This is a genomic window from Prevotella sp. HUN102 (genome assembly GCF_000688375.1).
Classification (GTDB): Bacteria; Bacteroidota; Bacteroidia; order Bacteroidales; family Bacteroidaceae; genus Prevotella.
Genome location: NZ_JIAF01000004.1, coordinates 822,348 through 833,738, shown reverse-complemented (window position 1 = coordinate 833,738; position 11,391 = coordinate 822,348). Strand labels below are relative to the sequence as shown.

The 11,391-nt window shown below is 46.8% G+C and carries 7 protein-coding genes; 3 read left to right on the top strand and 4 right to left on the bottom strand.

Annotated elements, in window-relative coordinates; all coding sequences use genetic code 11:
• Positions 1-622: 622 nt before the first annotated feature.
• Both glgP and P150_RS0108380 read right to left on the bottom strand, forming a co-directional pair.
• Positions 623-3,181, bottom strand: coding sequence for an alpha-glucan family phosphorylase (glgP, locus tag P150_RS0108385; protein WP_028897297.1), 2,559 nt, complete (start codon positions 3,179-3,181; stop codon positions 623-625).
• A 71-nt stretch (positions 3,182-3,252) separates the two neighbouring features.
• A complete protein-coding gene (locus tag P150_RS0108380) occupies positions 3,253-4,896 on the bottom strand; it encodes a glycogen/starch synthase (protein ID WP_028897296.1) in 1,644 nt (547 codons plus the stop codon).
• 148 nt (positions 4,897-5,044) lie between these two features.
• Between P150_RS0108380 and P150_RS0108375 the strand changes: the two genes are divergently transcribed.
• Positions 5,045-5,536 carry a hypothetical protein gene (locus P150_RS0108375; RefSeq protein ID WP_028897295.1) on the top strand — a complete coding sequence of 164 codons (492 nt, stop codon included), beginning with the start codon at positions 5,045-5,047 and terminating at the stop codon, positions 5,534-5,536.
• 231 nt (positions 5,537-5,767) lie between these two features.
• Here P150_RS0108375 and P150_RS0108370 read toward each other — a convergent pair whose 3' ends face one another.
• The gene (locus tag P150_RS0108370) at positions 5,768-8,071 is read right to left on the bottom strand and encodes an outer membrane beta-barrel protein (protein ID WP_028897294.1); all 2,304 of its coding nucleotides are present in this window, start codon (positions 8,069-8,071) and stop codon (positions 5,768-5,770) included.
• A 101-nt stretch (positions 8,072-8,172) separates the two neighbouring features.
• A complete protein-coding gene (locus tag P150_RS0108365) occupies positions 8,173-9,069 on the bottom strand; it encodes an AraC family transcriptional regulator (protein ID WP_028897293.1) in 897 nt (298 codons plus the stop codon).
• Positions 9,070-9,220: 151 nt separating this feature from the next.
• On the opposite strand from P150_RS0108365, the gene P150_RS0108360 reads away from it, so the two are divergent.
• Together P150_RS0108360 and P150_RS0108355 are read left to right on the top strand one after the other, a co-directional pair.
• Positions 9,221-10,486 (top strand): TolC family protein, encoded by a 1,266-nt coding sequence (locus tag P150_RS0108360; RefSeq protein WP_028897292.1) that lies wholly within the window; start codon positions 9,221-9,223, stop codon positions 10,484-10,486.
• Position 10,487: 1 nt separating this feature from the next.
• Complete coding sequence (locus P150_RS0108355) at positions 10,488-11,390, top strand: HlyD family secretion protein (protein ID WP_028897291.1); 903 nt, start codon at positions 10,488-10,490, stop codon at positions 11,388-11,390.
• The last annotated feature ends 1 nt before the right edge of the window (position 11,391 follow it).

The following is an 11,391-nucleotide window of genomic DNA, read 5'->3' as shown; positions in this document are numbered from 1 at the left end:
CCTATCATTCCCCATCAGGCATCTGTGTCATCCTTGAAGGCTTTGCCTTCTCTGTGGTCGGGAATGAGAAGGGAATCTGTGGCTCCGTGAAATCTGTGAGAACTCTCTTTATCGGCTTATCCTGAACAGACGTATCGGATAGCAGAGCTATGAATCAGCGTGCATAAATTCTTCCTTTCTTTACTTTAGGAAATTACCAAGGCGTGGTAATCTGTTTACCATCGGGTGGTAATTCATTTACCATCGGTTGGTAATTCGTTTACCATCGGCTGGTAATTTGTTTACCATCGGTTGGTAATTTGTTTACCATCGGTTGGTAATTTGTTTACCATCAGTTGGTAATTCGTTTACCATCGGGTGGTAATTTCTTTACCATCGGTTGGTAATTGCAGAAAATCAACGAAAAGCAAGGCTGAAATGGCGAGATTTATAAACAAACTTACTTGTCAGCCCATCCACCCGTTCACTTGTCCACCCCCATAAACTTGTCTGCTTGTCCACTCGTAAACTTGTCAGCTCGTCCACTCGTAAACTTATTCACTTTCCAACGCACAAAAAGCCTCTCTCGAACTCACGTCCAAGAGAGGCTTAACCGTTATGATGAATTATTAATTGACTGATTTTAGTCGAGCCACTTCACGTAAGCGAAGTCCTGACGGTGTGGCAAGAGGTCGTTCTTTGGATACATACGCACTGCACATCTGTAAGCACCTGCCTCTGCCGGCTCGAAGTCGAGTTGGAATGTGTGGAGGTTGCCCTCCGTCTTCACGAGCTTGAACGGAAGAACCTCGTGCACGTTGATGTCCTCCACCGGGGCGTTGTTGAGCACTACCAGTTCCAAGCCTACCGCATCCTGCAAGCCCTGCTCGTCGATAACGTATGTGAGCGTGGTGTTCTTGCCCGTAACAACGTCGTTCAAAGATTCAACGTTTGAGCTTACAACACTGATGCTGTCCCAACGCTCGGCCACGGTTTCCTTCCAGAGCGCAATCTCCTTGGCGAGTTTGTTGCTGTCGGCGTGGAGTTTCGCAGAACGCACGGCCTGCTTCTCGTAGAACTTGGTGTAGTAGTCGTCCAACTGACGCTTCATCGTGTAGTGAGGCGCGATGGTTGCGATTGAATTCTTGACAATCTTAACCCAGTCTTCCGAGTAACTCTTGCCCTCTGTCTTGTTGAAGTAGAGCGGCGTGATGTCGTTTTCGAGCAGACTGTAGATAGTGGCAGCGTCGAGCTGGTCCTGATGCGCCTGATTCTGATACGTGCGCTTCTCTGGAAGAGCCCATCCCGCGCCTTCACGATAGCCTTCAACCCACCATCCGTCGAGAACGGAAAGGTTTACCACACCGTTCATTTCGGCCTTTTCGCCAGACGTGCCACTTGCTTCGAGCGGACGTGTCGGCGTATTCATCCATATATCCACACCCGATACAAGTCGGCGTGCAAGTTCCATATCGTAGTCCTCGAGGAAGATAATCTTACCGAGGAACTGCGGCATACGGGAGATGTCGAAAATACGCTTGATCAGGCCTTGTCCGGCACCGTCGGCAGGGTGTGCCTTTCCCGAGAAGAAGAAGAGCACGGGGCGTTCCGGGTTGTTCACGATTTTCTCCAGACGCTCAAGGTCTGTAAAGAGCAGGTGGGCACGCTTGTAAGTAGCGAAACGGCGGCAGAAACCAATCATCAAGGCATTGGGATTTATCTTCTCGAGGATGGATACAACCTTTGCAGGGTCGCCCTGATTGCGGAGCCACTGCTGCGTGAACTTGTCGCGGATGTACTTGATGAGCTTGTTCTTCAACGCCATACGGGTGCTCCAGATTTCCTCGTCTGAAACATTGTAGATTGCGTGCCAGATGTCTTCGTTGCTCTGGTCGGACATAAACTTCTTGTCGAAGTACTTATCGTAGACGCGACGCCATTCGGTAGCCGTCCACGTTGGGAAGTGAACGCCGTTTGTTACGTAGCCCACGCTGTTCTCTTCCGGGAAATAGCCCTTCCACAACGGCGCGAACATCTTCTGGCTCACCCAGCCGTGAAGTCTGGACACGCCGTTGATTTCCTGCGATGTGTTGCAGGCGAAGGTACTCATACAGAAACGTTCGCCGTGGTCGTCGGGATTTGAGCGTCCCATACCGATGAACTCGTCCCACGAAATGCCCAGCTTGGCAGGATAAGCACCCATATACTTGCCGAAGAGTTCCTCGTCGAAGTAGTCGTGTCCTGCCGGAACAGGCGTGTGGACGGTGTAGATGGAAGACGCACGCACGAGTTCCATAGCCTGATTGAACGTCAGTCCCTCGTCGATGTAGTCGCAAAGACGCTGGAGATTGCAGAAAGCTGCGTGGCCTTCGTTCATATGATAGATGTCCTTCTTGATGCCGAGCTTCTGCAAGGCAAGCATACCACCGATACCGAGGAGAATCTCCTGCTTGAGACGGTTCTCCCAGTCGCCGCCATAGAGAGCGTGCGTGATGGGACGGTCGAACTCAGAGTTCATCTCGTTGTCCGTGTCGAGCAGGTAGAGCTTGATACGGCCGACGTTCGCCACCCAAAGCAGCGCGTGCACCTGATAGTTGTTGTAAGGCACATCCACCACTACCTGATTGCCGTTCTCGTCGAGAACACGCTCGATAGGCAGGGAGTTGAAGTTCTGTGCATCGTATTTGGCAATCTGCTGACCATCCATTGAAAGGCTCTGACGGAAATAACCGAAACGGTAAAGGAAACCCACGGCGCAGAGATCCACGTTAGAGTCGGACGCTTCTTTCAAGTAGTCGCCGGCGAGCATACCGAGACCGCCTGAATAAATCTTCAGCGTCTGGTTCAGACCGAACTCCATACAGAAGTATGCCACCGACGGACGCTTTGCATCGGGCTTCACATTCATATATTCTGTGAACATCTTGTAGACGTCGTTCACCTGCTTCATCAATGCCTTGTCCTTAACGATAGCCTCTTTACGGTCATAGCTCAAACGCTCGAGCAGCATCACCGGGTTATGATTCACTTCATCATAGAGGTTTTCGTCAAGACCCTTGAAGAGTTCGCGTGCTTCGTGTGTCCAGCCAAACCACATATTGTGTGCGATTTCGTCGAGACAAGCAAGCTCCTTTGGAAGACTTGACTTAATATTAACCTCTTTCCAGCGAGGCTCGTTGGAATAATCAGATCTAATTTTCATATTTTTCTCTATTGATTATATTATTTTTTGTCAAATATATTTTGTTTGCGTGGCACCGTTATCCCGAAGATTCACACCATCCGCTTCTGCATATTCTCAAATGCGATGCCGTAAGCCTTTTCGTAATACGTGATAAATTCGCTCCAAAGTGCTTTCTTTGAAAGTTTCTCTGCGTTGGAACGTGCCTTGCTGATGTTTGTCTTGCTGAATGAAGAATACTTCGCAACGGTGTCCCTGATGGCATCTGCCACTTCGGAATAGTTGTAGTCCGTGCGGTGGATTACCTTCACGCCGTCTTCAATCTCGCTGTAACTGCCCTTTACCTCGTTTGCCCAGAGTCCGAAACCTGCCAAATCGGTAGTGATGCAAGGCACTTTGAACGCCACAGCCTCGAGCGGAGTGTAGCCCCAAGGCTCATAATAGGACGGATAGACGCAGAGGTCGTTGCCCAGAATGAGGTCGTAATAAGGCAGATTCACGATGCCGTCGTCGCCATTCAGGTAACAGGGAATGAAAACCAACTTCACTCGGTCGTCCTTGCCATTGCGCATATTCAGGGAATGTGCCATACCGAGCACCCTGTCTTCCTCCATATTATGCAGCCAATGCGTAATCATCGGTTCGTGCAACGGTGTTTCGGACTTCCATTCACCCGATAGGCGTTCCTGTAAATCCTTCCTCGGTTCAGCCACCCAGCCCGGAACTTCAATGAAGGCAACCACGTTTTTCTGCAATTTGTCGTCATAGTTCAGGCGGTTCATAGCTTCGATAAAAACGTCGAGCCCCTTGTTTCGGAACTCATAGCGTCCACTTGTTGAAATGATCAGCGTGTCGTCATCGAGCTTAGAACCCGTCAAGGCATTCGCCACATCGAGCAGACGCCTGCGCGCTTCCTTTCGCTTTGCCGTGAACTTGGCACCCTTCGGCACGAAATCGTCTTCAAAACCATTCGGCAGCACCACGTCTGTCGGCTTATCCAGCAGCTCCGCACACTCCTTTGCAGTGATTTCACTCACCGTTGTAAAGCAGTCCACGTTGTGGGCAGTCTGCTTCTCAATGGAATGCTTGCTCTGCATATTCAGCTCGCCTGCCATCTGGTCGCCGTTGTAAGCCCATAGATACTCATACAGCGGTTTGTTGTTTCCGGCAATACTGCGTCCGATGCAGGTGGCGTGGGTCGTAAAGACCGAAGCTATCTGCGGAACCAACTGCTGAAGCACGAGCACGGCAAAGCCGGTCTGCCACTCGTTGGCGTGGAAGACCACATTCTTGTCTGCACTAAGATGATATTTGTAGAAACTCTCCACGACGCGCGCCGTGGCATAAGCAAAAAGTGCCGACTCCTCATAGTCGCCATAAGCGTGGAGACTATCCACCTGATACTGATTCCAAAGCTGAGTGAAAATGTCATCCTTGATATTCCCGAAAGGCTTGAAGTCTACAATGAAAGCCATCGGCTGACCGGGAATATCCCAACGGCCAACCTTTACGTTCAATCCTTCATCTTCAGCAACTTGCTTCCATTCGGGAAACAGATTCCTGTCTTCAGTAAAATACGGGCTGCTGCCTCCATTCCAACAATCGGGACCAATAAAAATCACCCGGTCACGCATTTTCTCCTGCAACGTTTTTGCCCTTGTTGAGAGTACTGTGTAGATACCACCTACCTTATTACATACCTCCCAACTTGTCTCAAATATAAAATCCGGAAACATCTTTTCTCCTTAATATACAACTAATCGTTCGTTGCAAAGGTAATATAAAAATAATAAACGTGCAACATTAAACCTCACAATTTTCAATACATCAAATGTTTAGTATAAAAAATATCATTAACTTTGTAACGAAAAAACAGAACTGAATATGAAGAAAATTACGATAGCATTAGCCTTTTTACTGCTCTGCGGCACAGCAAAAGCACAGGAAGCGAAACTCAAGCCCTCATCAACCAGCGAACCGGCAGAACTGCTCGCCACGGCATCAGAAGCTACGGATTCCGTCTTCAAGACCAGAATCGCAAACGAGGAATACCAAGTCTGGCTCGACATCAACTTCTACGACAGCAACATCATCGTGCCCAATCAGGACATATTCGGCGAACTTCCCGGCTACTTAGGTTCCAAAAGGGATTCGCGCAAATGGATAATCCTCGAAGCAGAAGTGGAAAGCAACAACGCCTCGCTGCTCATCACAAACGATTACGGCAGCGAAGACCTCACGGCCACCCTTACCTGCGAGGCAGACAGCTCCTACACGCTGACCCAAAAGGAAGGCAGCACAATGAAAATAGCCGTCAATGGCAAATGGGTAAAGCTCCCCAAGAAACTGAAATTCGTCAAAGACAAGAAAGCATAAGCTCCGAATCGGGAACTGACTACTCAAGGGTTCATCCCACTTCTCAAGTACCTGAAAATCAGCCTTCTGAAAACCAGTTTCCAAACGTGCGAAAAACGCATTCCATTCTTCGCAAGAATGCACGGCATTTGTGCGAAGAATGGAATGCGTTTTTGCGAAGATTGAAATGCGAGCATACAGCACGCACAGGATGAAAGAAGAAATATCCTTGTTCTCTTGTTCCCTCGCAACTTACAAGCGCGTCTTCTCCTGACTGCCTGCGCCCTTGCCCTTGTATTTCGACTTCGTGGTATTGAACTTATAGCGCACCGAGCACTCTATGCCCCGCGTATTGGCATCACGCTCTTGGTAAGAAGTGTTGAGTTCGCTGTATATGTCGAACCACGACTTACGGGCACTGTTGAAAATATCGTTCACGTTAAGGCGCACTTCCCAATGCTTTCCAAAGTTCTTCATTGCACCCGCATTCATCTGCCACGTCTGCCCTACCATTATATTTTCGCCATTGCCCTTTCCCCGCCAACTGAAATCGGCTGTAAGCATACAGGAGGGAGTAATCTGATATACGTTGTTCACACGAATTATGCCCATCGGATGATTCAGATGCTTGACACCTCCACGAAAATCTATCTTGTTGAAAGGTGCAACAATACCTAAAACCAGCGTTGGATAATAACGCTTGAATTGCGGAGAAAGCTGAAGCATAGTCTGCAATTCGCCCATCCTGTAAGTGGAATTCGTCTTCTTGAACAAAGTGGCATTAGGGTCGCCCTCGTATTGCATTGCCGAAGAGATAATCTTGTCTTTCGTGGAAGAATAGCCGAGTATCAGCGTTGCCCAGCTATAACGGAAGATGGCAGAGAAGTTGTCAATATAGGAAGGACGGAGCAATGGATTTCCACTTTCGTAAAGATAACGGTTTACATAGGCGACGGTGCTGCTGAGCTGCGAATACAAAGGACGGAAATATTTCTTTGAATAACTCAACTGCATCATAACTTTGCCAAAATTACCGGTTACAAGTGCCGTTGGAAAAAGTTTATCATATATACGCGACTGTTCGTCTACCTTTCTGCCGAAACGGAAATACTGGCTGCTGACGTGTTCATAGCGCAGCCCAAGCTGAATCATAAACTTACCTAACCGTTGCATTGTTTCAGCATAAACACCGGCATTGCTTTCCTTCACAAATGGATTATCGTTATTGATGCTGCCACCCAAGGCCGTAAACGTTTCCTCACGACGGCCGTTTGAAACTTCCGTTCCAAAGTTCAACTGTCCCCTCCATAACGGTCTGGACAGATGAAGTTCGCCCGCAAGCATCCGTGAAACCACTCTGTTATCGGTAGTAATACGACGACTGACGCCATTTTCAATCATTTCCTCGGCCACAGAAACAGCACTGCCATTCTTCCAAAGAGCATCGAAAGTGGCATTGAGCGACCATTTCCCCATTTGTCCGGAGTAGTAGGCATCTACAAGATGGGCGGTGGTTTTTCCGTTATCATAACGCTCCATTGCACTTTCTTCGGCCAACACATCATTGACAAAAGAATTGGCACGAACAGAAGACCACATTTTTGAAGGCGTATGAGTTACCTTATAATATAGTCCTAAGGAATGTTCAGGCGAGAATGTGTAGGCAAAACCCAATTTCCCATCATAGAGCCGAGAGCGTCCACGTTGCGATATATCCAGTTCTTGGTTTAATGTTGAAGCCAACCAAGAGGTTTGAATCCCTTTACTTAATCCCCGATTTCGATTGTTGGCATATTCTAAATCTGCAAAAACATCAAGTCTGTTCACACGATAGTTCATATTTATCTGCTCAGAACCATAGACATAATCACGATAACCTACTTTTGCATTATTCTCAAAAGAAAATCCTTCGCCCTGTTCACGTTCGGCAGTGATACGGATAACAGCTTTTACAGAAGCATCATAACGTGCGCCGGGATTCATCACGACTTCTATTTTCTTTATCTTGTCAGACTTCAACTGGTCCAATATATGCAGATCATAAACTTGTCGTCCGTTGAGATAATAGACAGGCGCGCCTTTTCCCAACACCTCGATATTACCCATATTATCCAAAACACCCGGTAAGTTCCCTAATACATCCTTAGCACTACCGAGTTTCTCAAGAATGCTGCCCTTTACGTTCGTAACAAGTGCATCGCCCTCAAGGCGTGTTACGGGTTTAAGCGACTGAACTACAACCTCGTCCATCTGCACGGAATTGGGTAATAAAACTATCGTAAGTTTTCTTTCTGTATCTCCTTTCACTATCTTTGTTTCGTAACCTATATACGAAACTTTCAAAAGTCCCTTCACGGGAGCATCTAATTCAAACTCTCCCTGTTCGTTCGCAACAGCACCCGTAATGAAAGCCGAATCCGTTTCGCTCAATAATGCCACATTTGCAAAGGAAATCGGTTTCCCTCCATCGGTCATCACATTACCATAATAACGTTCCTGTGCATTCACTACCAAAGCAGCAAAAGCAAGGATAATGCCTATTAAAAACTTTCTCATAATACTATAACATAAATGTCTGATACAAAGTTATTCTTTATTAATCTTTTTTTTTCCTCTCTTTTGTGCAGTCATTTCGTATGAAAAAGCAATAAGGAGGGTTACATATTTCTGTACTCGGTGGGTGTCTGTCCTGTGAGTCGTTTGAAATACTTGCAAAAGAAACTGACATTTGGGAATCCTTTTTCAACTGAAATTTGTGCTATTTGCTTGTCAGTATATCTCAAATCCACCTTTATGGCTGTGATAAGCGAACGGTCTATCCATTCTTTTGCTCCCTGTCCGCTTATCTCCTTTATTATATTACTCATATAACGCACTGACAGACAAAGACGCTGAGCATAGAAATCAAGATTTCGTTCGGCAGCAACATAACGGTCTACGAGTTGCAGAAAATCAATGAAAAGCTTTTGCTTACGGTTTTGTGATTCCTGACGGCTGACGGCATTGCGGTGTCGTATCCCATCTATATGCCACGCAAGCGATGCTAACAAGGATGCCGTCACTTTATGATTATGGTCCGGCTGATTAATCTGGTCGTAAATCATTGCTATGATTTGTTCTGCGAGAGTTTGCTCTTCAGCAGAAAGCCGTATCTTGAAGTCGCGCAGACGGCCATCGAAAGATTCAGGCAGATGTCCGTTCATAGCTATGTGCAGAATCTCCTTGGTAAACAAGATTCCCGTTCCTTGCAGACTGTCGGAAAACGAAGCAATCTCTACTGTGGAACCTTCCGATACAAAGACAAAGTCGCCGGAGTTTATCTCATAGGGCAAGAGATTGACACGCACCAATGCCGTTCCTTTCCTCACCACAATCAACCTTATCTCATTAAAATATATAGGCGTATTGACCAAATGCCGCAAGAGCGTGGTGTTCATACGCTTCACCACGGCAAAGTCTGTCTGAAAGTATGCCTCTACCGTATGGTCAGCGTGTTCGCCGACTATTTCCTTCAGGTCATAGGGTGTTACAGTTTGTCTCTCTTTTGCAGCCATTTCCATACCGATATTTTACGCAAAGATAACAAATTATACGTTTCAAAAGGCATATCAAAGCAACATTTGTACAAAAAGAACATTCTTTCTTCTGAAAAGGTAACACATAAAGAAAATACAATGACTATTTTTACACCAAAACAACAAACGTATGAAGAAAACATTGATATGGCTCTTGACCTTTACAGCACAATGGGCAATGGCACAGTCGCTTGACGAATGTCAGCAAGCGGCACGCGACAATTATCCACTTATAAAGCAGTACAAGCTGATAGAACAAACCACGACGGCTGCAATAGATAATATCGACAAGGGCTGGCTGCCGCAAATTTCCACCACAATGCAGGCGACATTGCAAAACAGAGTATCGGCTTTTCCTGATGCGCTTGTCAATGTGCTGCGCAGACAAAACGGCAGTATGCAAGGATTGGGCAAACTGCAATACCGCTTGGGGGCTGAAATAAGTCAGACCGTCTACGATGGTGGTGCCATCCGTCTGCAAAAGGAAGCCGCACGCCGCGAAGGCGATTTGCAAACAGCACAGAACGATGTAACGCTGTATGCCTTGCGCCAAAGGGTCAATGACTTATATTTCGGCATACTGCTCATAGACCAGAAACTAATGCTGAATAAGGATTTGCAGCAAGTGCTCCTAAGCAATGAGAAAACATTGGAAAATATGTTCAAAGGAGGAACGGCGGCCGAAAGCGACCTGAACACCGTGCGTGCCGAACGGCTTAATGTGGTGCAGCAGCAAGTGGATATGGAAAGTCAGCGCAATGCTTTGGTGCAATTGCTTGAAGCATTTACGGGCAAGGCCGTAAGGTCTGTAACAAAGCCACAGCCTGTTGATATTCAGCACAGGGGAGTAAGACCGGAAGTATCGCTCATCAACAAACAATTAGAGCTTTACGATGTACAGGAGAAAACGCTCGACACACGGCTTATACCCCGATTAAGCATATTTGCCTCAGGCTATTACGGCTATACCGGTTATGATATGTTTCACGACATGATGGATCGCAAGATGACCTTCAACGCATTGGTGGGAGCAAGAATTACTTGGAATATCGGGGCATTATACACACGCAAGAACGATAAGACGAAATTAGTTCTGCAACGTCAATCAGCAGAGATTCAGCGTGCTGCTTTTCTTTTCAACAATACTATGCAGAACATACAGCAGAACAACGATATTGTGCGCTACCGTAAACTTATGGAAACCGACAATGAGATTATCCGCTTGCGGACAAGTGTCCGCAAGGCTACGGAGTCGAAACTCAACCACGGCATTATTGCGGCGAACGACCTGATAAAAGTAATTGGCAATGAAAATGCTGCCCGTCAGATGCGTTCGCTGCACGAAATAGAACTGCTTAAAGCTATGTATGACTTAAAAATAACGCAAAACAATTAGAATGATGAAGATTATAAGATTGACAGCAAGTGCTCTGATTGCCTTAACGGTATGGGCTTGTAACGAACAGGAAAAAGATTTTGACGCCACAGGTACTTTTGAGGCTGTCGAGACAACAATATGTGCGCAGCAAACGGGTAATCTCATTGTATGGAATGTGGAAGAAGGCGGTCAAGTGCAACGCAATACCGAAGTAGGGCTAATAGACACTACTCAAATTATGCTTCGTATGAAACAGGTGATGGCAGGAAAACGTGTGGCGGCAGCACAAAATCCTGACATTCCCAAGCAAGTGGCTGCTCTCGAAGAGCAATTAGCCAAAGCACAACAGGAATATCGCCGGTATTCAGAACTCGTAGCCGACGGTGCTGCACCACGCAAGCAAATGGAAGATGCGCAGACGCAAGTACAGGTGCTTGCCAAACAACTGGCGGCACAACGCTCTCTGCTCAACACTCAGGTTTCCACCATTCAGGCGCAACAGGGAGAGGCTGACTCGCAGACAGGTATTTTGCACAACGAATTGCGCAAATGCCATATACTGTCGCCTGTAACGGGAACCATACTCGAAAAGTATGCAGAGCTGGGAGAATATGCAGTACCGGGGAAGCCATTGTTCAAAGTAGCTGATTTGCAGGTTATGTTTTTACGTGCTTATCTTACATCGCTGCAACTGCAATATGTAAGAATAGGACAAAAGGTAAAAGTAATGGCCGATTTCGGGCAAGGGGAACGTCGCCATTATGAGGGAACGATAACTTGGATCAGCGGTAAAAGCGAATTTACTCCAAAGACCGTGCTTACCAATGATGAGCGTGCAGACTTGGTGTATGCCGTAAAAGTGGCTGTGAAAAACGACGGAATGATCAAGATGGGTATGTATGGTGAAATGAAATTAAAATAAA